Consider the following 21,961-nt stretch of genomic DNA (forward strand, 5'->3'; position numbering starts at 1 on the left):
CCTAGCGAGCGGGGCCGGTCATGCGATCATCCAAACCCACCACCTACCCTCCCGAACGTCCTCCCGCAGCGGACCGCAAGGACTGCACACTCCCCCGCGAACCCGGGCGCCGCCCACGCGCCGCCAGCGATGTCACACCCGGTACGCGCTCTGCGGGGGCCTTGCTCGCCGATGCCCGCACGGCGATCGCGCCGGTCCTGCGGGCCGCTGTCGCGACGCTCGGTCACCCCCTGGACCGGATGGCCGGTTATCACTTCGGCTGGTGCGACGCCGAGGGCAATCTGCGCACCGGTGCGCACGGCAAGGGTCTGCGCCCGGCACTGACCCTGGCCGCCGCGGCCGCGTGCGGCGCACCGGCCGCCGATGCCGTCCACGCCGGTGCGGCGGTCGAACTGCTGCACAACTTCTCCCTCGTGCACGACGATGTGATGGACGCCGACCCGTTGCGCCACGGCCGGCCCACGGTCTGGCGGGTATGGGGCACCACCAATGCCACTCTGCTCGGAGACGCGTTGCAGGCGTTGGCGTTCGCCGTGCTCTCCGACGGCGGAGTGCCGGAGGAGACCGGTGCCGCCGCGGTGATCCGGCTGGCCCGCACCGCCGCGACGCTGTGCCACGGCCAGTATCAGGACTGTGATTTCGAGACCCGCCCGGATGTGAGCATCGAGGACTATCTGTCCATGGCGGCGGGCAAAACCGCTGTGCTGCTGGGTTGTTCGTGCGCACTGGGCGCGTTGTGCGCGGGTGCGGATTCGCGGACGGTGGCCGCGTTCAACACCTTCGGCCGCAATCTGGGGCTCGCGTTCCAACTGGTCGACGACGCCATCGACATCTGGGGCGATCCGGCGGTGACCGGTAAACCCGCGCTCAGCGACCTGGCCGCACGGAAGCGGTCGTTTCCGGTGGTGTGCGCACTGGCCTCCGATACCGACGCGGGCCGCGAGTTGGCCCGGCTGTACAACGAGCCGCGGCCGATGACGACGGCCGACGTAGCGCGCGCGGCGGAACTGGTCGCTGCCGCCGGTGGCCGTGAACTCACCCGCGATTACGCCGACCGGGCGTTGCGTTCGGCGCTTGCCGGGCTGCCGTCGGGTGTCGTCCGGGGCGATCTCGAAACCCTGGCCCACGTGGTGGTCCGGCGAAACAGGTGAGCCGGTCCGTGATCACCGGCAAGCGATCACGGACCGGCCCTCGATTCCCGGCGATTCCTCGGTAGCGGTGCCCTAGGAGTGCGAGTTCTTGCGGCGGCTCCGTATCACCACCAGCGCGCCGAGAAGCAGTCCGAGGAGGACGACACCGGCGATGACGGCGACGAGGACCGTCGGCGAAACACCGTCGCCGGATTCCGAGGCGGCCGATGCCTGCGATCCGCCGCCGCTGTTCGCCGAGGACGAGGCGTCCGGTGACTTCGTCGCGTGCTCACCGAATATGCCCTCTGCCGTGGTGGATTCGTAATGCGGTCCGGGTTCGGGGGTCCCGCCGACGGTCACATCCAGGCGAATCGGGACCGGCGCACCGAGTCCTTCGACATTCGAGGCGCTGACGGAGACGGCGATGTAGTACCAACCCGCCAGGCTCTGGTCGGCGCCCTTGCCCGTCCCGGCCGCGCGATTGCTGTAGCGCACCGGCAGCGTGGCCAGCGGATCGCCGGCCGGCATCGTCGCGGATTCTCCGTTGTAGCTGGCGAAGTCGTGATCGATCTCGGTGCGAATCGGCGAGTACAGCGTGGTCGTGACCCGTGACAGCCCGTCGAGTCCATGCTTGTCGGAATCCAGGAAATTCACCCGGTAGGCGAGACCCTGCCCCCATCCGAGCGGGACACGATAGAACACCGACTCGCCCCGCTGCAGGGTGTCGGAATAGCTGCCCGAACCTTCCACTGTGGCTGCGGCATTGAACGATCCGCCTCCGGTCACCGCGACGGCACTGCCGGTCGGTGGCGTGAATGCCGTCTTCGTGGTCGACGCGGGCGGGCCGGGGTCGCCGGCCGAGGGTTCGATGCCGAACAGCAATTCCATGGGCATCTGCTGCGGCATGTTGTCGGCGACGCCATGCCACTCCGGTGCGAAGTAGTAGCGACCGCCGCCGCGGCACGCGTTCGCGGCGCTGTCGGATCCGGAATCGGTCTTCGTCGCGCCGTCCCACGCCTTGGTGACGGTCAGGGCCACACCGTCACTGGTGTTGACGACCTGCTCGAACTCGAAGACGTTGCAGTCCTTGCCGTCCTCACCGTAGACCCGCAGGTACAGCACACTGTTGTCGTTGCCGGACTGTTTCTGCCGCACGTGCGGGAAGGCAACCGTCGCACTGAAGTACGCCATCGCCCCCTGCGGCACGTCCAGGGCGTAGTACTTCGTCTCGTGCTGGGCGATCGTGTCCAGATATTGGCCCGGCGCCGCGATCGGCGCGTCCCGATAGGCCGCGGCGCCGGAAATCGGTGCGCCGATCGGCGTATAGGTGCGCAAGGCCGCCTGGCTCACCCTGGGCAGAACGCGTTCGAGCGAGGTGCCGTCGGCGGCGTCGGTGTACGTACCGCCGGTCTGCTGCGCGATGCACGTGAGCTGTTTGCGCGCGGGCCCGTCGACACCGAATCCGATGGCGTGCACCACGATCCTCGCGCCCTGGCGCTCGAGTTCCCGGGCGACCTCACAGGGATCCGGTGGCGCACAGGTGTCTTCGCCGTCGGAGACGAGGACGATCGAACGCGGGCCCTCCTTCGGAAGCGCTTCGGCGGCCGCCCGCAGCGCGGCGCCGATCGGCGTGTATCCACTGGCCTCGATACCGTCGAGGGCGGTGTTCACGGCGGCTCTGTCGATGATGTCGGCGCCGCGCAGCGTGCGCACATCCGCACATCCGGCGGTCTTCTCCGCGTCCGAGGATCCGGTTCCGGTCCCGTACACCGTCAGTCCCACTCTCGACCGCGGTGGGGCCGCGGCGACGAAACTGTGGACGGCGGCCTTGGCCGCATCCAGTTTCGTGCCGCCGCCGGGGTCCGGGGCCCGCATGGATCCCGAGGCGTCCAGCACCAGCATCGTGGGCGCGTATTCGGGTTGCTGCTGCGCGTGCACCGGCACCGCGGTGAGCACAACCGCCGCCGCGGCCGCCCCGAGCGTCAGCAGCTTCCTCAATCTCGACATACTCTCCACTCCGATGACTTCCAAGATCAACAGACCCTAATACGACAAATCCGGCTGCCTGCTACCGAATCGGCCGCGTCGGCTATAACTGCTGCATGGGAAAGTTCGGCGAGGATGGTCGCAGTACGGACACGGCGCCGTCGATGGCCCGAACTTCCCTGCTGCGGGAATTGCCCACCACCGAACGCGGGCTGCGCACCCGCTCGGCGCTGATCGCCGCCGCCCGCCGGGTCTTCGAGACCAGTGGCTATCTCGACACCCGGCTGGTCGACATCACGACCGCGGCCCATTGCTCCTCCGGTACGTTCTATACCTATTTCTCCAGCAAGGAGGAGATCTTCGCGGCGGTCCTGGAGATCGCCCAGGAGGACATGTTGCATCCGGGGATGCCGCATGTACCCGAGGCCGACGATCCGGCCGCGGTCGTGGCCGCGAGCAACCGCGCCTATTTCGAGGCCTATCAGCGCAATGCCAAACTCATGGGCCTACTGGAACAGGTCGCCAATATCGACCCCGAATTCCGGGTGCTGCGCCAACGCCGTGCCGAGGCGTTCATCGACCGCAACGCGCGCAGTATCGAATCGCTGCAACGCCGGGGCCTGGCCGATCCGGAGCTGGATCCCCTCCTCGCCTCGCGCGCTCTCTCCGGGATGGTGAGCCGTCTGGCCTTCGGGCATTTCGTGGGCGGCGACGACACCGACCGTCCGGTCGACCTGGACGAGCTGACCTACACCGCGACCCGGTTGTGGGTCAACGCGCTGCGTATCCCGGCCAAGTCCTGACTCGCCGTTTCGCCCTGCGGCACGGCGCGGACCTGCTACAACAGCGGAGTGCGGCGTCCACGCACACCCGCAATTGAACTTGACGTCGACCTCAACTACGGTGAGGTGACATCACGGACAGGGACAGGGGTACGGCAGTGCAGGTTGCGCAGAAAGTGGCCATCGTGACCGGCGGCGGAGGTGGTATCGGTGGCGCGCTCGCCGGCCGCCTCGCCGCCGCGGGCGCGCGAGTCGTCGTCGCCGATCTCGACGAGGCCGCCGCCGAGAACGTCGCGGACGCGGTGGCGGCCGAGCATCCCGGCGCCTGCGTGAGCGCCGGTGCCGACGTCAGCGATCCGGAGGCGATCGCGAGCCTGATCGCGCTGGCGGAGAAGACGTTCGGCCCGGTCGACCTGTATTTCGCGAACGCCGGCATCGCCGGTGCGGCCGGGCTCGAGGTCGCCGAGGCCGACTGGGACCGGTCCTTCGAGGTCAACGTGCGCGCGCACATCCGCGCCGCCACCCAACTCGTGCCGCAGTGGCTCGAGCGCGGCGAGGGATACTTCGTCAGCACCGCCTCGGCGGCCGGACTGCTCACCCAGATCGGGTCGGCCACCTACTCGGTGACCAAACACGCCGCCGTCGGCTTCGCCGAATGGTTGTCGGTCACCTACGGCGACAAGGGAATTCGAGTCAGCTGCCTGTGCCCCATGGGGGTCGACACGCCCCTGCTGTACGCCGGTCGCGACTCCGGCGACCGGCTCGGCGCGGCCTCGACCCGGGCGGTGACCGCCGCGGGCGAGGTCCTCGAACCCGCGCAGGTCGCCGACGCGGTGCTGGCCGCGATCGACACCGAACAGTTCCTGATCCTGCCGCATCCGAGCGTGCTCGAGATGTACCGGCGCAAGGGATCCGACTACGACCGCTGGCTGGCCGGCATGCGCCGCTACCAGCACAGTCTGCTCGACGAGAACTGAAGCCGCACACCAGATTTTTCAACGATCAGGAGATCACATGTCGATGTTCGACATCTCCGAGCGGGCCGAGAAGTATCGCGCCCAGCTGCTGGAGTTCATGGATTCGCACGTCTACCCCGCCGAGGCCGTCTACGACGAGCAGATGCGCGCCGCCGGTGATCCGCACTTCCAGCCGCCGGTCCTCGAAGAGCTGAAGGCCGAGGCGCAGCGGCGCGGTCTGTGGAATCTGTTCCACCCCTACGCGGAATGGGGTCCCGGTCTGACCAACCTCGAATACGCACCGCTGGCCGAGATCATGGGCCGCAGCCACCTGGCCCCGGAGGCGTGCAACTGCAACGCCCCGGATACCGGAAATATGGAGGTCTTCACGCTCTTCGGCACCGACGAGCACAAGGAGAAGTACCTGAAGCCGCTGCTGGCCGGCACGATCCGCTCGGCGTTCGCGATGACCGAACCCGCGGTCGCCAGTTCCGATGCCACCAATGTGGAACTGTCGATGGTGCGCGACGGGGACGAGTACATCCTCAACGGCCGCAAGTGGTTCGCCTCCAACGCGCTGCACCCGAACTGCACCGTACTGATCGTGATGGGCAAGACCGATCCCGACGCCGCACCGCACCGCCAGCAGTCGATGATGGTCGTCCCCATCGACGCCCCGGGTGTGACCGTGCTGCGCGGCCTGCCGGTCTTCGGCTATCAGGACCGCGAAGGACATGCCGAAATCGATTTCGCGAATGTCCGGGTACCGCTGAAAGACGTGCTGAAGGGCGAGGGTGAGGGGTTCGCGATCAGCCAGGCCCGGCTCGGACCCGGCCGCATCCACCACTGCATGCGGGCCATCGGAATGGCCGAGCGCGCACTGGAATTGATGTGCCGGCGCGCGAGCACGCGCATCACCTTCGGCAAGCCGATCGCCGCCAACGCCAATATCCAGGACTGGATCGCCGAGGCGCGCATCGATATCGAGATGATCCGGCTGCTGACCCTGAAGGCGGCCTATCTGATGGACACCGTCGGCAACAAGGAGGCGCGCACCGAGATCGCCGCGATCAAGGTGGCCGCGCCCAATATCGCGCTGAAGATCGTCGACCGGGCCATCCAGGTCCACGGCGGCGCCGGTGTCACCGACGACTTCCCGCTCGCCATGGCCTGGGCGCACCTGCGCACGCTGCGGCTGGCCGACGGGCCCGACGAGGTGCACAAGCGCACGCTGGCCCGGCAGGAACTGCGCAAGTATCGAGATGTGAAGGCGGGCAACTGATATGGCGAATGCGGATCTGACCGGCCGCACCGCGATCGTCACCGGCGCCTCCCGCGGTATCGGCCTCGCGACCGCGCAGGCCCTCGCCGCGTCCGGGGCCAACGTGGTGCTGACCTCGCGGGATCAGGAATCGGCCGACGCCGCGGCCGCACAGGTACAGGGCAGCGCGCTCGGTATCGCCGCGCACACCGTCGACGAGGATGCCGCGCGCGCCTGCGTCGACCGCACCCTCGAGCGGTTCGGCAGCGTCGACATCCTGGTCAACAACGCCGGCACCAATCCGGCGTTCGGCCCGGTGATCGATCAGGACCACGGCCGGTTCGCCAAGATCTTCGACGTCAACCTGTGGGCCCCGATCCTGTGGACCTCGCTGGCGACCGAGGCATGGATGGGCGAACACGGCGGCGCGGTCGTGAACACCGCCTCGATCGGCGGTATGGGTTTCGAGGCGAATCTCGGCCTCTACAACGCCTCCAAGGCGGCGCTCATCCACCTCACCAAGCAGATGGCGCTGGAGCTGTCCCCACGGGTCCGGGTCAACGCCGTCGCGCCCGGCGTGGTGCGGACCAAGCTCGCCGAGGCACTGTGGCGTGAACACGAGAATCTGGTGGCGGAGGCGACCGCCCTGGACCGGATCGGCGAACCCGACGATATCGGGTCGGCCATCGCATTCCTGGTATCCGACGCGGCGCACTGGATCACCGGCGAGGTGATGGTCATCGACGGCGGGCAGCGACTCGGCCACCCGGCGGCATTCCGGACGGCACCGTGACGCCGGAGCAGCCCCGCGGAATCGATATCGCGGCGATCACCCGATGGATCGATGGGCTGGGCGTCGGGCTGATCGGCGCCCCGACCTTCACCCGGATCGGTCTCGGCCAGTCCAATCTCACCTATCTGGTGCGCGACGGCGCCGGGCACCGCTGGGTGCTGCGGCGCCCGCCGCTCGGCCGGCTGCTGGCCTCCGCCCATGATGTGGTGCGCGAGTCGCGGATCATGTCCGCGCTGTCCGGTACCGATGTCCCGGTGCCCGGAATCATCGCCGTCACCACCGATTCCGAGGTCTGTGACGCACCGGTGGTGCTGATGGAATACGTCGACGGACAGGTCGTGGACACCATGGAGGTCGCGGAGTCGCTGACTCCGCAGCGACGCCTGGCCATCGCCCAATCCCTGACCCACACACTGGCGCGCATCCACGCGGTCGATCTCGAGGCGGTGGGGCTGGTGGATCTGGCCAGTCACAAACCGTACGCGCAGCGGCAGCTGAATCGGTGGTCGCGGCAGTGGGAGCAGTCGCGCACCCGCGAGGTGCCCGAACTCGACGACCTCACCCGCCGGCTCGCCGAATCGGTTCCGCCGCAACGGGAAACGACGCTGGTGCACGGTGACTTCCATTTGCGCAACGTGATCACCGCGCGAGACAGCGGCGCGGTGGTGGCCGCACTGGACTGGGAACTGTCCACCCTCGGCGATCCGCTCGCGGATATGGGCAGCCTGCTCGCCTACTGGGTCGAGCCCGGCGAGGACATCGGCGGCGACTTCCCGGCCTCGGCACTGCCGGGTTTCCCGAATCGAGCCGAGATGGCGCGCGCCTACCTCGACGAGACCGGCCGCGACCGCGACGCTCTCACCTTCTGGCATGTGCTCGGATTGTGGAAACTGGCGATCATCGCCGAGGGGGTCATGCGGCGCGCGGCCGATACGCCGGGCAACAAGGCCGCCGCGGGCACACCGACCGTCGAACGCATCGACGCGATCATCGCCCACGCCCGCGAGATCGCCGCCGACGCCGGCCTCTGACGGGCGTCGATCACTACGCGACGGCGGCCGCGATCACCTCGGTGACCGGCCGCCGTGGCGTATGCGGCAGCGGTGCGGCGCCCGACGGCAACCAGCCCAGCCGCACCATCGTCTGCGGATACGCGCATTCGGCGAGCACATGGCGGCGCAGCTCGGCGCGCAGATCCGGCATGGCCAGCGGTTCGGACTGCAGACTCGACGACAGGCCCAGCGTGGTCGCCGACAACAGCAACGCGCTCACGGCCTCCCCCGCGCGCAACCGCGCGAGGCGGTCGTCGCCGGTCGTGCACACCACCAGCCATTCGGCGGCCTCGGGCTCGGTGGCCGGATCAGCCAGCTCCGGCGACTCGAACCGGCGTTTGGCGATCTCGTCGTCGGAACGCGGCGCGGGGGTGTTCGCGGCCGGGACACCGTCGGCCGTTCCGTGCCGCCCGCTCCAGGCCGCCAGCTCGTGCAGATAGGCGGGGTCGGCGGCGTGACGCACGGACGCGACCCGGGCGGCGTCGGCCAGTTCCGGGCGCAACTCCGGCGGCACCTGCCGTGCGGCGGCGCCGTAGGCGCGGGCATCGGCGGACACCTCACGCACGAACGCCTGCGGCACCGGGCGGGTGCTGTAGCGGCGGCGATCGGACTGCCGATGGGCGATCGCCGCGGCCAGGTCGATATCGCGCGCCGACGGGGTGCGCGGGCGCATCGTGATCGCCGCGAGGTGGTCGGGATCGGTGTCGTCGGGAAGGTAGGAGACCTGCGCGGACCCGCCGAGCATCGCCAGCGCCACCCGCATGTGGTGCAGCGCCGCGCCACAGCTCAGCAGCAGTGCTCGCTGCGCCGGATCGGTCACGGTCAGCTGCCGGGACTCGTCGGCGTGCAGGTGGATGGTCTCCCCGCGCAGCGACCACCGCCACGGCTGGGTGTTGTGCACCGAGGGCGCACGCACGGCCATCTCCACAGCGTCGGCGAAGACCGCGGTGAACGGATCGGCGAATCTCATGATGCCGGTTCTGCCTTTCGAGCGTCGCACGGACATGCCGGGACGGTGACCTGCGGATATCGGCCGCCGCGTCCGGTCCCTCTATCGATCAACCGCCGGCACGGCCGGTAAGTTTCGTAATAGTTCACAAAATCCCGGGGCGCTCACTTGTCACCCTGTGCTCAGGATTCCGCGGCGCCGGAATTCAGCTCCCGATAGCGCAGCGCCCACCACACCTGCTGCGCCACATGCGGATCCTTCAGCGACGCCCCGGTCAACTCCTCGAATCGGGACAACCGGTAGCGGACCGTGTTGTGGTGCAGATACAGCCGATGTCCGGTTTCGCTGGCGTTGAGACCCGCCGCGAGATACGCGTCGACGGTGTCGAGTATCGAGCCGGCCTCGGCATCGTCGAGCGGAGTGATATAGCGAAGCAGCAGGGCACCGCCCACATCGCTGTCGCCGACCACGGCCGGTAGGACGCCCAGCTCGGTGAGGGTGTGGCGGCCCGGCCGGCCGAACAGCCGCGCGGTCTCGGCGACCCGGCCGGCGATACGCAGGGAATGGGGAACCCCTTCGAGCGGACAGGCGGGGCCGACGCCGAGGAATACTCCGGCCGAGGGCGCCGAATCGTCGTGCGGATCGCAGATGCCGACCACATCGCGGTCCAGGATCGCCACCACGCCGCGCGGCGGACGGAACCCCGGCCGCTGCCGCAAGTCCCATTCGGTGTGCTCCGGTTCATCGGTGATCGCGCGGAAGGCCGCGTACGCACCGTCGAGGCGCAACCCGATGTATTGCGCGCGGCGGCGCAGTTCCCCGGCGGGCAGGGCGCCCTCGGCCAGCGCTCGCACCATATCGTCGCGCCGGGTGTCGAGACGGCGGGTGATCTGTGCCTCGGCCTCGCGATGGCCGGAGCTGTAGGCGACCGTGGCCGCGTCCGAGGCGCGCAACAGGGCCGCCAGCACCGACATCAGTGCCGAGCCCGGCCGGGTCGCCCAGTGTTCGGAGGTGCCGATACGTTCGATCACCTCCCCCACCACGATCTGCCATCCGCGCAGCATCGCATCGAGCGGCAAACCCAGTTCGGCACGCAATGCGCCGTACTCACGGAAGTCGGCGAGTTCTTGTTCGTCGAGTGGCCGATCGGCCGACGTGGCGCTGATCAGACGATCCACCGCGTCGGCGATCGAGGGCACCAGGGCCGATGCGGCAATCCCCCGGTACGCCGGAATCTCGCGCTGGAGCCGGGTGCAGACGTGTTCGGCGAAGGCGCCGGGATCGCCGATCACGGAGGGCCGCAATCGCGGACGCGTCGCACCGTCGTCGTCGCTCACATCGGTCGACGATACGGGCAGCGGAGGTGGAAACGGTGGCGGTCGCGGTCCGGCCGCCGAGTCGGAGGACCACCATCGGCGCAGTTCCGAGCCCTTTCGGCGACGCCGCGGGAGTGACGAGTCGGTCCGGCAGGTGCGGGCGAAGGCGAATGGTGAAGTCGGACGAGTCGATGGCGAAGGCGGTCCACAGCGGCGGTCCGGACTATCGCAGTATCCGGCCGGCAATCGGACCCTTCGCCGTCCCCGCCCGAAATCAGCACCCAGAGCGCGCTCTTTTCGGCGAACTGCAGGCAAACCCATTGCGCGGGAGCGTGTTTCGGCGCTCACGAATCGGAAACCGAACACCGGCGCGGTATCTGCGTAAGAATGGGAGCGGCCGAGATCCGGCCACAGGGGACATGTCGGCCCGGCCGGGCCGACGGAATGTGGGGAAAGATCATGAGAGCCAAGAAATTCGCCGCCACCGCGCTTCTGGCCGTCGGCGCCACCACCGCGGCCGCCGGCGTCGTGCAGGCCGCACCGGCCACGGCCTCCGAGATCGCGGTGCGCGGTGTCGAACAGGGCGTCGGCTTCGTCACCGCGCCGACCGCCGATCACACCGGTCTGACCACCACCGTGGACGCCGGATCCTTCACCGTCACCGGTGATTCGGTCACGCTCACCGATGCCGCCGGTCGTGCCGTCGCCTCGGTTCCGCTCGGCCTGCGCACGGCCTCCGGAACCGTCGGCCTCACCCCGCGCATCGAGAACGCCGGCCGCACGCTGACACTGACGCCGCAGTCGGCGACCGAGCGCACCGCGCAGGCCATCGACGAAGCCTCCGACACCCTCGCCCGCAAGCAGTACAACGCGGGTGTCGGAGCAGCGGTCGGTGCCGGAATCGGTGCGGTCCTGGGCTTCTTCCTCGGGGGCGTCGGTGCCCTGATCACCATCCCGATCGGTGCCGGGATCGGAGCCCTGATCGGCTACTCCACCCCGTAGCCGGCAACCTCGCGGCCGTGCGGCCCCTCGCCCGGCGAACCCGCACGGCCCGCGGTGGGCCGCACCATCTCGAGGTGCGGCCGCCTTGGGAGAAGTCATCATCGCCGCGTCGTCGCAGCCGGAAACCCGCCGCTGTGCACGAATGCTGTTGGGAGCCACCACGATCGGTGCATCCGCTCGCCGCACCGCGCAGTAGCCTCGTCGCATGGTGAGACCTTCGGCCCTGTCACGGCGCCGGGCGCTGACGCTCGCGGCCGCCGGCGCGGGTGCGTACGCCGTGGCCCGATCGCCACTGGCTCGCGCCGACGGGCCCGACAACGCACGCTACGGCGGATACTCCGCACAGGACCGCGCCGAGCCGTATGCCCATTTCATGACCGAACACACCGCCCCGCCGCAGTCGGCGGTCGCGGCGGCGTATGCGGGTCCGCCCACCCGGGCGGATCGCATTCCGCCCTTCTCCGCACTGACCGCGGAGCTGGGGCCGTCCGGATACGCGCCCATCGAAACCGGCTACGGGCAGACCGATTCCGGAATCGTCTGGGTGGCGGCGCGGACCGAGATGCCCCGGGTGACGGCCGCCATGTGGGACTGGTGGTTCGGGTGGCATCTGGTCGAATCGGCCCGGTACAAGCTGTGGCATCCGGACGCACACCGGTACGCGGAGGTGGCGGCCGATCGGACCGGTGCGGCGATGCCGGACCGGCAGCGGTATATCGGCAACATTTCCTACGTCGACGAGTACATCGGCCCGAAGTTGCAGCAACTCGCCATCGCCTTCCACGATCCGGTCGCCTACGGATTCACCGTGCCCGAGGATCACACGGTGGTGTTCGGCCGGGTCGGCAGCAGCATCGCGCCGGTCGATCTGGGCTGGCTGGCTCACCAGGTCCGCCCGATTCCCGGGGGATGCGAGATGCGCAGTCGCTTCTACCTGCGCATCTACGGAGTCCACACCGTCGATCCGGTGCATGCCGCGCGTGCGGTGCAGCGCGGTGCCGCCGCCGACGTCGGCGACCTCCTGCCCGGGCTCGACCTCGCGCGCGATCTGCTGTTGCACTGCGGGCAGGAGATGAACCACCTCGCTCGCTTCCTGCCCGAGCTGCACCACGAATTCGCCTGAACGGTTTCGGCCGTCACAATGGTGAGGTGCCCGATTCGCCGACCTCCCCTGCCGTTGCCGCGCTGATCCGCTGGCAGGACAGCGGTGGCGTCTGGCGAGTGCTGGGCAGGCGCGGCGCGCACGTGACCATCGGACTGTTCGAATGCACCGGCGGCGACGAGGTCGACCGCATCGTCTCCACGGACCCGGTATTGCGGGCGTTCGTGGGGCAGCGCGCCGGCAGCGAGGACTGAAACCGACGGTTCGGCACCATTTTCCGGTCGCAGGGACTACGGTGTGCGCGGCAACGCATCGATTCCCCCTACGGCTACGGCGAAAGGCGGCGCGATGGCCGATACCGGTGAGGCGAATCGTCCCCTGGCCGAGCGATATCCGGGCACCGAGCCGGTCGGCTGGCGTGGTGTCACGGTCCACCCGATGTACTCGCAGCGCCTGGGCGCCGAAACGACGGTGGTGCGGTTGGTGCTGCACGCCGCGGCACCGCCGCCGGGATTGCTCGGACTGGGCATCGGGGTTTCGGTGATCGACGGATACGTGACGTTGCGCGGGCACCGCTTGCCGGGCGTCGACGTGTGGAGCGATGCCCTCGCCGAGGGGGCCGATCTCCACCTGTCGGGAACCGGCCCGGCCGCCGCGTACACCCTCACCCCGGTCTGGATGACGGCCGCGGGCGCGGTCGAATCATGGACGGGCAACTACGGACTCGTCATCGAACGCGGCGCGGCCGGTTCGATGCTGCTGCGCTGCAGCACAGGAGTCGGGGATCCCGATTTCGACGAATTGGTGGTCGCGATGACCGTCACCGTCGACGCCGGCGGCGAGCAGGACCGCATCCGCTCCACGCTCTATCACCTCGGAGTGGAGGCGCACACTCGCGGCGACCTCGACCAGGCCCGGCGGATGTGGCGGCAGGCGGCCGATCTGGGACATACCGCAGCGGCCTACGATCTGGGCGTACTCGGTTATCGGACACGCGAATTCGACGAGGCGCAACGCTGGTGGCGCCTGGCGGCCGAACAGGGCGATTCACGCGCGATGGCGGGTCTCGCGGAAGTGCTGGAGCGCAGGGGTGATCCGGATGCGGCCCGGCGGTGGCGCGCGCAGGCTCAGGACGGCTGAAGCCCGAGCAGCTGCCCCGCACCCAGCACCAGTGCCGCGAGGGTGAGCAGGCCGAATACGACGACCCACAGCCGCGCCGGAACGCGCGTGAGCCAGGCCAGCTGGTCGGCATCGGACCCGTCGCCGCGCACCGACACCTGCCACAGTTCGATCACCGCGCGTACTCCGCCGAACAGCAGGAACCAGGTCACCACATAGCCGAAGACGCCCTGCCACACCGCTGTTCCGTACCAGGACACGGCGAAGGCGGCCCCGCCCGCGCAGATCACGGCGAGGAAGCCGAACAGGTTGCGGATCACCACGATCAGCACCACCAGCGCCGCGATGAGTATCCACAGCATCATCGTCTGGCGTCCGGTGCCGAGCAGGATCGCGAACCCGAGCCCGACCGCCGAGGGAGCCGGATAACCCGCCAGGGTGGTCAGCACCATCCCGAAACCGCGTGGCTTGCCGCGGGATACGGTCACACCCGAGGTGTCCGAATGCAGCCGGATACCGCTCAGGGTGCGGCCCGTGCAGATCGCGACCACCGCGTGGCCGATCTCGTGGGCGATCGTCACACATGTCCGCAGCACTCGCCATACCGGCCGATAGAGCACCACCGCCACCGCCACGGCAGCCGTCGCCAGCACGACCCATATCGGCGGCTGCGGAGATATCGTCGTCAATCTATCGGTTACCGACGACACCGCATCGGCCGTTCGAGACAGCTGCACCGCCGTAGGGTAGCGGTCCGTCCGATTCGGCCGGATACGACGGGGTATTCGGCCGGTGAACGCTTAGGCTTGCGGTCGAATTGCCGGGATCGGACCGGCACGCGGCCTCGACGAGGAGAACAGATGACATCCAGGGCCCATCGCGGCATCGCCGCGCTGTTCGGCACGATCGCGGCGGCCACGGTGACCGCGGGCCTGCTGAGCGGATGCTCGGACGTGCAGCGTGCGATCAACAAGGGTGGCGACACCCCGTGCAGCGACTATGTCAAACAGGACGCCGACACCAAGCGGGTCACGATCACCAAATTCGTGAAACAGCAGACGAACAACGATCATGAACCCGCCGGCACCCAGGTCGACGCCACCATGACGGCGGTCGATTTCCTGTGCGCCAACCAGCGCAACGCCGATACTCCGATCAAGAACGCGAATCTGACCGGAATCTTCTTCAATCAGTGAGCGCGCGGGTCGGTCACCGCTGCGGGTGACCGACCCGACCGGCTCAGCGCCCGGGCAGGAAGCGGAAGCTGCGCGCCAGCGTCATCAGCAACGCCTGCCACTTCGACTGCGGAATGCCCAGCGGCGCATCCAGATTCATTCCGCGGGTGACGACCACCGTCTGCGGTTCGGTGAACTTCAGCAGTCCGTCGGGACCGTGGCGGCGACCGACCCCGGAGATCCCCATACCGCCCATCGGGGCGCCGGTGCTCCCCCACGCCGGTGCGTAACCCTCGTCGACACAGACGGTTCCGGTCCGCAGCCGGGCCGCGATGGCCTGCCCCTCGGACGCGCTGCTCGCCCACACGCTGGCGTTGAGCCCGTATTCGGTGTCGTTGGCGCGGGCGATCGCCTCCTCGACGTCGGCAACCGGATAGATCGAAACCAGCGGGCCGAAGGTTTCGTTGCGGCCGCATTCCATCTCGTCGGTGACCTTGCTCAGAACCGTCGGCTCGAAGAACAGCGGACCCAGATCGGGCCGGGCGTTGCCGCCGGCGAGAATTTCGGCGCCCTTGGACGTAGCGTCGGCGACGTGCTTGGTGACCGTCTCGAGCTGCGCCGGCGAGATCAGGCTGCCGATATCGGTCGAGAAGTCGTAGGCCGCACCGAGTTTCGCGGCGCCGACCGCCTTCACGAACTTCTCGCTGAACTCCGCCGCGATCGACTGCTCGACGTAGATCCGCTCGATCGAGATACACAGCTGGCCGGCGTTGGAGAAGCAGGCGCGCACGGCGGCCTTGGCGACCTTGTCCAGATTCGCGCCGCGAGTCACGATCATCGGATTCTTCCCGCCGAGTTCGGCCGAGAATCCGATCAGCCGCTTACCGCACTGCTGTGCCAGCTCGCGCCCGGTGGCCGAGGAGCCGGTGAACATCAGGTAGTCGCACTGGTCGACGATCGCGGTGCCGACCACGCCGCCCGGGCCCGGAATCACCTGCAGCACATCGCGGGGCAGACCCGCGCGCAGCAGCAGTTCTACGCTTGCCAGCGACGAGAACGGGGTCTGGCTGTCGGGTTTCACGACGACCGCGTTGCCGGCCAGCAGCGCCGGGATCGCATCGCCGATCGACAGCACCATCGGATAGTTCCACGGCGCGATGACGCCGACCACGCCCTTGGGCTGGGTGCGCACCTGCGCGCGATTCAGCACCGGGAACGCCCCCGGCACCGAATGCGGCGCCAGCAGCTTCGGCGCCACGCGCGAGAAGTAGCGGGCCGCGAACATCATGCCCAGGATCTCTTCCTGCGCCGCCCACCGCGCCTTACCGGTTTCGGCCTGGATGACGTCCATCAGATAGTCGCGTTCGCTGATGATCAGTTCGCGGAAGCGTTCCAGCACCGCCGCCCGCTCCTTGGGCGTACGTTTCGCCCACTCTGCCTGGGCGGCGCGGGCGCGGATGAACGCGGCGCTCACATCGTCGGCGGTTCCCACCGGCACCTCGCCCAGCGGCCGCCCGGTGAACGTCTCGGCGATGGTCTTGTTCGCGTGCTCACGGGAACCGTCAACGGACGCGAACGCCCGCAGACGCTCGAACACCGCAGCTTCCGGCACGGGCATCGTCGCCTCCTACTTGTGAGTAATGTAACCCTCCGATACACATAATCTACCGCGCGCCGCACGGGCATATCTCCGCCCTGGGACGGATATTGTGCGACGTCCTCGAGCCCGGCGGCTCACAGGGGCAGCAAGGCCTTGACGGCGCGGCGTTCGTCCATGGCCCGGTAGCCTTCGGCGGCGTCGCCGAGCGGAAGCGTGAGGTCGAAGACCTTGCCCGGGTCGATCGTGCGGTCCCAGATCAGCCGGATCAGTTCGGGCAGGAAGCGCCGCACCGGGGCGCGTCCGCCGTGCAGGGGCTTCCTCGCCGCTCGAGGCCAGGATCATCGAGGTGATCTTCCCGCTGGCGCGCTGGCAATGCGAACGACGGCGATGGGCCGGCCGTGGGGAAGATGGCCCGGGTCAACCGTCATCGCGCAGCCATCATCACCAGGTCGCGGTATGGCAGCGTGACAACCGGCAATGTATCGATACTCAGCTCTAACTCGACCTGCTCGAGGTGCGTGGCCGCGTCGTGCGGGTCGCTCGCGCAGACTTCGGTTTCGACGAATTCGCCTGCACCGGTGACACTATCGAGAGCAACCACTGTGTCCTCACGGTCGGGATGGCGGAATACGTACCGATTCTTCTCCACGACCGCGAGTTCTCGCATCCCGACAGCCTCGAGCAGTGCGCGTGCCGCCTCGCTGTCCGCGATTCCTGCAAGAGCGACATTGATTTCACGTTTGGCGATGATGTGGCTCGCGCCGTGAGTGCCGGAATCCGACGGCGGTTTGTAGGTGATCTCGCAGAAGTCGCCACGGCGGCGTACTCGAAGGCATTCGACAGTCTGCATGTAATCCACATCGGGCCTGCTGTAGTAGACGTCGGTCTCGATGACTCGGGCGTTCTCGCGGTAACCCAGCGCGATGAGCCGGTCGCGCAGGGAGGGAGCATCGGTGAGGGCGCGTTTGCGCTCGACCTCGATCACATTCATCGGGGTTCAGCCTTTCCAATGGATGGCAGTGTGCAGCCGGGCGACGTTGGGCTTGGAGCACAGCTGTTGCAGCGTGGCCAGCGCTCGTTGCATGGTGTGGGTGTCGTGGGTCGGGATGTTTTGAAACAAGATCAGCTGTTTCGCGTCGACCAGCGGATTCGCAAGCCGCTTGGCGAGAAAACGATTGTAGTAGAGGCGATCTCGCGTGAACACGTCCTCTACGGAGACCGGCATCAACACCGTGTCTTGATTCGGCCGACCTTCCAGCGAGTTCACGGCGAACGCGGTGAGTAGGTCGTCCGCGGTCAGATACGCGTAAGTCTCATGGCCTTCGCGTGCCAGCCATCCGCGCCATGTCGGTTCGCATCGGGAGTCGACGAGTTCGGCACTGGAGAGGAATGCCATGAGTGCGGCGTCGGTGACAGCATCGAAGATGTCGCCATCGATCACGTAATGGTCGCTGTACCGTTCACTGACTGCGAGCAGCGCAGGCGGATGCGGAGAGACCATTTCCGAGTCCGTGAGGGTGTAGTGAACGCGCTTGTGACCGGAACGGAAATCAACCCAGTCCATCGACAGCTCGCCGTCCAGTATCGGCTTGAACCCGAGTATCCCGGACCGCCAGACATGGTCACGCAGGGTGAGGTAGTGGCGCTGCACCTCCCGGAACACCCCGACCGGTGCCTCGATGACGGCGCAGACGTTGGTATCGAGCTCGGCGACGGGCACTATCCGCGAGTTCTGTCGCGCGACGACCTCATCGTCGTGGTGATGGTAGGGATGCGCGCCTTCGACGAGGTAGTGAGGTATGAACATCCGCAGGAACTGCAGCCAGGATTGCGAGCTGTAGCAATGCACGACACGTTCGTGCAGGGTCGGCGCGTCGACGGCATAAACGTCACGGTAGACGAAGAATCCGTAATGCCGGATCACGGTCGGAAGCACCCGCATCATCGTGTGAAGCCCCGTGTACGCACCCCATAGGAGTACACCTCGTGCATGAGCGCCGAGGCGCTGATCACATCTACAGGGTCGGTGATCAGTGTGGAAAGGTCTTTGGCCCAGCCTTGGACAAGATGACAGGTGCCCACAGCCGCGAACGCTTCCATGGCCTCTCCCAGCGAATGCGAGGTCACCCCAGGGGCCTCGATCAACGTGAGCCGTGCCCGACTGTCGGCGGTGAGTCTCGAGGCGAGGTATCGGACGGCCGCGCCCCCACCAGGTCCGATTTCGACCAGGTCAGGGTCGGCCGTCTGCAGACGTGTGACGGCATGGTGGACGAGTGCGCCTTTCTCGTCGCCGTGATCGTTCGCGGCGATGTCGAGGTAGAACGCATCCGATTTCTGTTGATGGGCAAAAGAATTTAGTGTAGTCATCGGCTCTTCCTGAACTGAGAACATGCAGGGGAATCTCGAGGCGGAGCTACGGCTCCTGGCGCCGGGATTCGTGCCGGTCACCTTCGCTCCATTCATCGAGCCCTTGTGCGACGCGGATCAGCAGCGCTGCGGACGCCAGCGTGGTGGGATAGCGAAGAAACCCGAATTCACCGGGCGTGCGGCGTGGAAGTTGCTCGGTCATCGCGACGGCCCCTCGGCTTCCAACCGTGCCGACCTGTCAGCGGTTTCGGAGCCGGCATCCGGGACGCGACGCTGCGGGATGTCGATCACGGCGGAGGAGCCGCAACGATTGCGGTATGCGTCGAGACACATTGAAGTGCAGAAGACCCGACCGTCCACGCGAAGCGGTGCGCCTGGGATCTCGAGCGCGCACCAGTCGCACCAGTCGTCGTCGATGGTGGCGTTCACGCCGTCACCTCCGATGTCCGCGACAGGGCGGCCAGGTACTGCGGGCATCGCGCCCCATGATCGGCGTGAACGGTCAGAACCCGACGAGCCTCTGCCAGGCTGTCGATCGGGGCTGGGCAATCTTCACAGAACCGATGAACGACGTCCGACTGCCCGAGCTGATGTGCGGCACTCGGGCTCACCGAACGCCTCCGATGAGGGGCACACGCGGGTGGATGCGGCCCGCGTCGACCAGGACCATCCAGGCCGCGTCCTTGCGTGCACAATCACCACGGCGGCACTCGCGGTGGAGTTGCATCTCCCGGTGCGCTTGGTCCTCGGTGAACAGCATCAGGGGTGCGTGGTGTGGATACTCCGGATCCCGCGGGTCGTCGCCGTCGGATGTGGTGGGACGCGGTCGTGCAGGCATGAGGTAGGCGGCAGCGGTCAGCCCTATCAGTACGGCGGCGAGACCGCCGATCAGGAGTGATGTCGTCAGCATCGAAACCTTCGGTTTGTGTGTCGGCCGGATGGACGCTCCCGATACCCTGCGCGCCGACGGATTCAAAGCTATGGACTCGATCGGCACCGGAACCCCTTGTGGGGCTGCGGCATTGGGCCTCGGAAGCTGGAATCGAGCGTGCCTCGGGGAATCCCGCGACAGAAGGTCCACGCGGTACATGGCGGTATACGCTGGGTTCACGGTGGTATACGCACCCAGCACCAAGGGGCCAGGATTGGGTATGCATGTCACGTGGACAGGTGCCGACGCAACCGCGTTGCGGAAAGCCCTGGGACTTCCGCAGAAGCGATTCGCCGACCGGCTCGGGATTCATATACAGACAGTGAAGAAATGGGCCAACCGAGGGACAACAATCCGACTGGACGAGTTTTACGCCGGTCTGATGACGACACTGCTGGACGGCGCTACCCCGGAACAACGCGGGCAGTTTTATGCGAGACGCCAACAGGTCGCAACCCCTGCACCTGGCGTTGCCGGAAAGAGCATGGATGTCGCCGAGTGGGATCCGACATCGTGGAGTACTGATTGCGCCACCGTGACGGGAGAACTGACCAGGAGAGATTTGATGTTGGACCGACGCCAGGCAACCCGCGCCCTGATCGGCGTGGTGGTCGGTGCGAAGCTGATCGAACCGCTGGAACAGTGGCTACAGCGCGTAAGCGACGAGCCGATGGCCGCCATAGGCCGCGGCATTATCGGCTTACAAGAGGTCGAGCAGCTGGAGAACGCGGCGCAGATGTTTCGCGAGTGGGACGACCAATTCGGCGGCGGGTTGCGCCGAAAGGCCGTGGTCGGCCAATTGAGCGAGGTCAATGAACTGCTGCAAGACAGCCATCCAGCAGAGATCCGGCGCCGACTGCGGCGTGTATTGGCATTGCTTGCCGAAACGGCAGCGACGATGTCCTGGGATTCAGGGCTGCAGACGGCGGCCCAGGAGTACTACATGCTGGCTGTGGGGGCGGCGAAAGCTGCGGACGATCCGGCTCTGTGCGCGAACGCGATGGCAGGTATGGCCAGACAGCTTCTGTCTCTGGACCATTACGGCACAGTATCCAGGCGCAGGGATCTCGAACATCAGCGCGCGATGGATGCGCTGGAGATTATCCGGCTGGCGCAGGACGAATTCGGTGATGTGGTGACGCCAACGGTGCAGGCGATGCTGTACACCCGCGAGGCGTGGGCGTACGGGAAGCTCGAGCGACCGTCGGCATTCCGCCGGGCATGCGATAAGGCGTATGGGGCATTTGCCCGCGCCGACGCCGACAGTGATCCGTACTGAATTCGGTACTTCGATGCGGCCGAGCTTTCTGGGACGTTGGGCGGAAGGCTGCTCGAGTTGGCTCGCCACGACTCGAGTTTCGCTGCAGAGGCTGCGTGTGAAATCGAGCATGCAATCGAGTCGAGGGTGCCAGGACGGTTGCGAAGCTCGGCCCTGGACAAACTGGGGGTTGTAGAGGCGCGTTTACTCCAAGGCGAGTTGGACGAGGCGGCACGGCTCGGGCACGAGGCTTTGACGATGGTGGAGCAGACCGCGTCCGATCGCGTCCGGAAGAAGCTCTTGAACGTGTACAGCCGCACCGACCAACTCGCAGGGGTGCGGTCCGTCGCCGAGCTGAGGGATCGAGTGCGTCCACTGATCATGGTCGCGGTGTAGAACTCTTGCATGGTTCGAATCGGTGTCACCGGACATATGGACATCACTGACGACACACGGCGTCTGGTGTACGGGGAGATCGCCCGCCTATTGGCTCGCTACGATGGTGTGACGGGCATCAGTTGTCTTGCGAGGGGCGCGGATTCCGTATTTGCCCAGGCGGTTTTGGACTCGGGCGGCCGGCTCGAGGTGGTGATACCGTCGCGAAACTATCGCGAGAAGAAGGTCAAACCCGACCATGCGCCGGTGTTCGATCAGCTGTCCGCGCGCGCCGAAGTGGTGAACGTGATGCCGTTCGATGACACAGGACCGGAAGCTTATGAGGCCGCCAATGAGGCTGTGGTCGGGACATGCGATCGTCTCGTGGCGGTGTGGGACGGTCAGCCCGGCGAGCGCAGCGGAACCGGTTCGGTGGTGGAGTTCGCGCGGGCGAAAGGTGTGCCGGTCGACGTGGTGTGGCCCGAAGGCGCAGGGCGCGTAGGCCGGTAGCCAGGCTGCGACAGGGGCGGCGACGACCTGGCGGGCCGTCACGTTCCGGGCCGCCTCGTATCAACGGACTACAGGCGGATCGGATATCGGTCAACTACTGCACTCCGAGCCGGGCAGCCCGTCCGCCGATGCCCTCAGCCTGCTCGCAGCTGGACGGCCACCCAATCTGGGTGCCGCGCCGAACTCCCCGCTGCCCCTCCGACCGCGCTGACGTACTTCCGGTCGTTCGCCTGCTCGGGCCCCATTCCGATGCGATCATGGACCCGATCGGGGCGGCGGCAGATCGGTGACGACCGG

The 21,961-nt window shown here is 67.4% G+C and carries 24 protein-coding genes and 1 pseudogene; 13 read left to right on the forward strand and 12 right to left on the reverse strand.

Annotated elements, in window-relative coordinates; translation table 11 throughout:
- Positions 1 to 20 precede the first annotated feature (20 nt).
- Entirely contained in the window at positions 21 to 1,151 is a 1,131-nt protein-coding gene (locus NK1_RS05270) for a polyprenyl synthetase family protein (RefSeq protein ID WP_084460601.1), read from the forward strand.
- A gap of 72 nt (positions 1,152 to 1,223) precedes the next feature.
- Here the strand turns inward: NK1_RS05270 and NK1_RS05275 are convergent, their stop codons facing one another.
- On the reverse strand, positions 1,224 to 3,137 hold the full coding sequence (locus NK1_RS05275) for a vWA domain-containing protein (RefSeq protein WP_063007543.1): 1,914 nt from the start codon (positions 3,135 to 3,137) through the stop codon (positions 1,224 to 1,226).
- A gap of 143 nt (positions 3,138 to 3,280) precedes the next feature.
- On the opposite strand from NK1_RS05275, the gene NK1_RS05280 reads away from it, so the two are divergent.
- From NK1_RS05280 to NK1_RS05300, 5 genes are all read left to right on the forward strand, one after another.
- Positions 3,281 to 3,919, forward strand: a complete 639-nt coding sequence (locus NK1_RS05280; RefSeq protein WP_036501446.1) for a TetR/AcrR family transcriptional regulator — start codon at positions 3,281 to 3,283, stop codon at positions 3,917 to 3,919.
- A 137-nt stretch (positions 3,920 to 4,056) separates the two neighbouring features.
- The gene (locus tag NK1_RS05285; RefSeq protein ID WP_063007431.1) at positions 4,057 to 4,875 is read left to right on the forward strand and encodes an SDR family oxidoreductase; all 819 of its coding nucleotides are present in this window, start codon (positions 4,057 to 4,059) and stop codon (positions 4,873 to 4,875) included.
- A gap of 37 nt (positions 4,876 to 4,912) precedes the next feature.
- Positions 4,913 to 6,136 carry an acyl-CoA dehydrogenase family protein gene (locus NK1_RS05290; protein ID WP_063007432.1) on the forward strand — a complete coding sequence of 408 codons (1,224 nt, stop codon included), beginning with the start codon at positions 4,913 to 4,915 and terminating at the stop codon, positions 6,134 to 6,136.
- Position 6,137: 1 nt separating this feature from the next.
- The gene (locus NK1_RS05295) at positions 6,138 to 6,908 is read left to right on the forward strand and encodes an SDR family oxidoreductase (protein WP_063007433.1); all 771 of its coding nucleotides are present in this window, start codon (positions 6,138 to 6,140) and stop codon (positions 6,906 to 6,908) included.
- Positions 6,905 to 7,939, forward strand: a complete 1,035-nt coding sequence (locus NK1_RS05300; protein ID WP_063007434.1) for a phosphotransferase family protein — start codon at positions 6,905 to 6,907, stop codon at positions 7,937 to 7,939. Before NK1_RS05295 ends, NK1_RS05300 begins: the two co-directional genes overlap by 4 nt.
- Positions 7,940 to 7,952: 13 nt before the next feature.
- Here the strand turns inward: NK1_RS05300 and NK1_RS05305 are convergent, their stop codons facing one another.
- Both NK1_RS05305 and NK1_RS36005 read right to left on the reverse strand, forming a co-directional pair.
- Complete coding sequence (locus NK1_RS05305; protein ID WP_157104086.1) at positions 7,953 to 8,966, reverse strand: Acg family FMN-binding oxidoreductase; 1,014 nt, start codon at positions 8,964 to 8,966, stop codon at positions 7,953 to 7,955.
- Between the two features lie 125 nt (positions 8,967 to 9,091).
- Positions 9,092 to 10,246 (reverse strand): PucR family transcriptional regulator, encoded by a 1,155-nt coding sequence (locus tag NK1_RS36005; RefSeq protein WP_063007436.1) that lies wholly within the window; start codon positions 10,244 to 10,246, stop codon positions 9,092 to 9,094.
- Positions 10,247 to 10,684: 438 nt separating this feature from the next.
- On the opposite strand from NK1_RS36005, the gene NK1_RS05315 reads away from it, so the two are divergent.
- The 4 genes from NK1_RS05315 to NK1_RS05330 all read left to right on the forward strand — a co-directional run bounded on the left by NK1_RS05315 (position 10,685) and on the right by NK1_RS05330 (position 13,469).
- On the forward strand, positions 10,685 to 11,227 hold the full coding sequence (locus NK1_RS05315; protein ID WP_063007544.1) for a DUF8020 domain-containing protein: 543 nt from the start codon (positions 10,685 to 10,687) through the stop codon (positions 11,225 to 11,227).
- Positions 11,228 to 11,432: 205 nt separating this feature from the next.
- The gene (locus NK1_RS05320) at positions 11,433 to 12,350 is read left to right on the forward strand and encodes a DAPG hydrolase family protein (RefSeq protein ID WP_063007437.1); all 918 of its coding nucleotides are present in this window, start codon (positions 11,433 to 11,435) and stop codon (positions 12,348 to 12,350) included.
- 26 nt (positions 12,351 to 12,376) lie between these two features.
- Positions 12,377 to 12,583, forward strand: coding sequence for a hypothetical protein (locus NK1_RS05325; RefSeq protein ID WP_063007438.1), 207 nt, complete (start codon positions 12,377 to 12,379; stop codon positions 12,581 to 12,583).
- A 94-nt stretch (positions 12,584 to 12,677) separates the two neighbouring features.
- Positions 12,678 to 13,469: a tetratricopeptide repeat protein gene (locus NK1_RS05330; protein WP_063007439.1), complete on the forward strand. Its 792-nt coding sequence runs from the start codon at positions 12,678 to 12,680 to the stop codon at positions 13,467 to 13,469.
- On the opposite strand, the gene NK1_RS05335 is transcribed toward NK1_RS05330, so the two are convergent.
- The gene (locus tag NK1_RS05335) at positions 13,457 to 14,101 is read right to left on the reverse strand and encodes a M50 family metallopeptidase (protein ID WP_245660357.1); all 645 of its coding nucleotides are present in this window, start codon (positions 14,099 to 14,101) and stop codon (positions 13,457 to 13,459) included. The two genes, NK1_RS05330 and NK1_RS05335, sit on opposite strands and share 13 nt — an antisense overlap.
- Positions 14,102 to 14,308: 207 nt before the next feature.
- On the opposite strand from NK1_RS05335, the gene NK1_RS05340 reads away from it, so the two are divergent.
- On the forward strand, positions 14,309 to 14,644 hold the full coding sequence (locus tag NK1_RS05340) for a hypothetical protein (protein WP_063007440.1): 336 nt from the start codon (positions 14,309 to 14,311) through the stop codon (positions 14,642 to 14,644).
- Positions 14,645 to 14,687: 43 nt separating this feature from the next.
- On the opposite strand, the gene NK1_RS05345 is transcribed toward NK1_RS05340, so the two are convergent.
- From NK1_RS05345 to NK1_RS05360, 8 genes and pseudogenes are all read right to left on the reverse strand, one after another.
- The gene (locus NK1_RS05345; protein ID WP_036501313.1) at positions 14,688 to 16,241 is read right to left on the reverse strand and encodes a succinic semialdehyde dehydrogenase; all 1,554 of its coding nucleotides are present in this window, start codon (positions 16,239 to 16,241) and stop codon (positions 14,688 to 14,690) included.
- Between the two features lie 116 nt (positions 16,242 to 16,357).
- Positions 16,358 to 16,534: pseudogene (locus tag NK1_RS34205) on the reverse strand (IMP dehydrogenase); the annotation flags it as partial.
- A 113-nt stretch (positions 16,535 to 16,647) separates the two neighbouring features.
- Complete coding sequence (gene cyaB / locus NK1_RS05350; protein WP_063007441.1) at positions 16,648 to 17,214, reverse strand: class IV adenylate cyclase; 567 nt, start codon at positions 17,212 to 17,214, stop codon at positions 16,648 to 16,650.
- Between the two features lie 6 nt (positions 17,215 to 17,220).
- Positions 17,221 to 18,159 carry a hypothetical protein gene (locus tag NK1_RS05355; RefSeq protein WP_218023055.1) on the reverse strand — a complete coding sequence of 313 codons (939 nt, stop codon included), beginning with the start codon at positions 18,157 to 18,159 and terminating at the stop codon, positions 17,221 to 17,223.
- A 5-nt stretch (positions 18,160 to 18,164) separates the two neighbouring features.
- Positions 18,165 to 18,614 (reverse strand): hypothetical protein, encoded by a 450-nt coding sequence (locus NK1_RS35320; protein ID WP_218023056.1) that lies wholly within the window; start codon positions 18,612 to 18,614, stop codon positions 18,165 to 18,167.
- A gap of 22 nt (positions 18,615 to 18,636) precedes the next feature.
- A complete protein-coding gene (locus tag NK1_RS34210) occupies positions 18,637 to 18,792 on the reverse strand; it encodes a hypothetical protein (protein ID WP_157104087.1) in 156 nt (51 codons plus the stop codon).
- Positions 18,789 to 19,019, reverse strand: coding sequence for a hypothetical protein (locus NK1_RS34215; protein WP_157104088.1), 231 nt, complete (start codon positions 19,017 to 19,019; stop codon positions 18,789 to 18,791). The genes NK1_RS34210 and NK1_RS34215 overlap by 4 nt, the downstream gene beginning before the upstream one ends.
- A gap of 178 nt (positions 19,020 to 19,197) precedes the next feature.
- Positions 19,198 to 19,500: a hypothetical protein gene (locus tag NK1_RS05360; protein ID WP_063007442.1), complete on the reverse strand. Its 303-nt coding sequence runs from the start codon at positions 19,498 to 19,500 to the stop codon at positions 19,198 to 19,200.
- Positions 19,501 to 19,741: 241 nt separating this feature from the next.
- On the opposite strand from NK1_RS05360, the gene NK1_RS35325 reads away from it, so the two are divergent.
- On the forward strand, positions 19,742 to 20,800 hold the full coding sequence (locus tag NK1_RS35325) for a helix-turn-helix domain-containing protein (protein WP_218023057.1): 1,059 nt from the start codon (positions 19,742 to 19,744) through the stop codon (positions 20,798 to 20,800).
- Positions 20,801 to 21,184: 384 nt separating this feature from the next.
- Positions 21,185 to 21,664: a hypothetical protein gene (locus NK1_RS05370; RefSeq protein ID WP_084460604.1), complete on the forward strand. Its 480-nt coding sequence runs from the start codon at positions 21,185 to 21,187 to the stop codon at positions 21,662 to 21,664.
- Positions 21,665 to 21,961 lie beyond the last annotated feature (297 nt).

This window comes from Nocardia kruczakiae NBRC 101016, assembly GCF_001612965.1.
In the GTDB taxonomy this organism is placed as follows: domain Bacteria; phylum Actinomycetota; class Actinomycetes; order Mycobacteriales; family Mycobacteriaceae; genus Nocardia; species Nocardia kruczakiae.

Bases quoted from the DNA above. Each gene is read 5' to 3' on its own strand.
- NK1_RS05270 (WP_084460601.1), top strand. From the start codon at position 21: ATGCGATCATCCAAACCCACCACCTACCCTCCCGAACGTCCTCCCGCA.
- NK1_RS05275 (WP_063007543.1), bottom strand. From the start codon at position 3,137: ATGTCGAGATTGAGGAAGCTGCTGACGCTCGGGGCGGCCGCGGCGGCG.
- NK1_RS05280 (WP_036501446.1), top strand. From the start codon at position 3,281: ATGGCCCGAACTTCCCTGCTGCGGGAATTGCCCACCACCGAACGCGGG.
- NK1_RS05290 (WP_063007432.1), top strand. From the start codon at position 4,913: ATGTCGATGTTCGACATCTCCGAGCGGGCCGAGAAGTATCGCGCCCAG.
- NK1_RS05295 (WP_063007433.1), top strand. From the start codon at position 6,138: ATGGCGAATGCGGATCTGACCGGCCGCACCGCGATCGTCACCGGCGCC.
- NK1_RS05305 (WP_157104086.1), bottom strand. From the start codon at position 8,966: ATGTCCGTGCGACGCTCGAAAGGCAGAACCGGCATCATGAGATTCGCC.
- NK1_RS05315 (WP_063007544.1), top strand. From the start codon at position 10,685: ATGAGAGCCAAGAAATTCGCCGCCACCGCGCTTCTGGCCGTCGGCGCC.
- NK1_RS05320 (WP_063007437.1), top strand. From the start codon at position 11,433: ATGGTGAGACCTTCGGCCCTGTCACGGCGCCGGGCGCTGACGCTCGCG.
- NK1_RS05330 (WP_063007439.1), top strand. From the start codon at position 12,678: ATGGCCGATACCGGTGAGGCGAATCGTCCCCTGGCCGAGCGATATCCG.
- NK1_RS05340 (WP_063007440.1), top strand. From the start codon at position 14,309: ATGACATCCAGGGCCCATCGCGGCATCGCCGCGCTGTTCGGCACGATC.
- NK1_RS05345 (WP_036501313.1), bottom strand. From the start codon at position 16,241: ATGCCCGTGCCGGAAGCTGCGGTGTTCGAGCGTCTGCGGGCGTTCGCG.
- cyaB (WP_063007441.1), bottom strand. From the start codon at position 17,214: ATGAATGTGATCGAGGTCGAGCGCAAACGCGCCCTCACCGATGCTCCC.
- NK1_RS35320 (WP_218023056.1), bottom strand. From the start codon at position 18,614: ATGTTCTCAGTTCAGGAAGAGCCGATGACTACACTAAATTCTTTTGCC.
- NK1_RS34210 (WP_157104087.1), bottom strand. From the start codon at position 18,792: ATGACCGAGCAACTTCCACGCCGCACGCCCGGTGAATTCGGGTTTCTT.
- NK1_RS05360 (WP_063007442.1), bottom strand. From the start codon at position 19,500: ATGCTGACGACATCACTCCTGATCGGCGGTCTCGCCGCCGTACTGATA.
- NK1_RS35325 (WP_218023057.1), top strand. From the start codon at position 19,742: ATGCATGTCACGTGGACAGGTGCCGACGCAACCGCGTTGCGGAAAGCC.
- NK1_RS05370 (WP_084460604.1), top strand. From the start codon at position 21,185: ATGGTTCGAATCGGTGTCACCGGACATATGGACATCACTGACGACACA.